The 440-nt window shown below is 69.5% G+C and carries 1 protein-coding gene; it reads left to right on the top strand.

Annotated features, from left to right (window positions below; all coding sequences use genetic code 11):
• The coding region (locus tag AC4IJH_RS43725) for an MDR/zinc-dependent alcohol dehydrogenase-like family protein (protein ID WP_490857600.1) at positions 1 to 440 on the top strand (440 nt) is incomplete at both ends.

Raw genomic sequence — 440 nt, 5'->3', positions numbered from 1 at the left:
ACCGGTCCTGCGGTGTCCGGGCTGGCCGTGGGCGACCGTGTGATGGGGATCGCCGCGGGCGGATTCGGCCCGGTCGTGATCACGGATGCACGACAGGTCGTACGGATCCCGGAGGCCTGGTCCTACGCGGAGGCCGCGTCCGTACCGGTCGCCTTCGTAACGGCCTGGTACGCGCTGGCGGAGCTGGCGGGTGCACGCCCCGGCCAGAAGGTGGTCGTACATTCGGCCGCCGGTGGCGTCGGAATGGCGGCGGTGCAGATCGCACGGCACCTGGATCTGGAGGTTTTCGCTACGGCGAGTCCGGCGAAGTGGCCGGTGCTGGCGGCGATGGGTCTGGACGAGGCGCACATTTCCTCGTCGCGAAGTGCTGGTTTCGAGGCGGAGTTCTTGGCTGCCACGGGCGGTGCGGGTGTGGACATCGTGGTGAACTCGCTGGCCGG

This window comes from Streptomyces sp. UF-297 (genome assembly GCF_058245575.1).
Note: the sequence above shows the minus strand (reverse complement) of the source record. Positions and strands in the feature narration are given on the sequence as shown.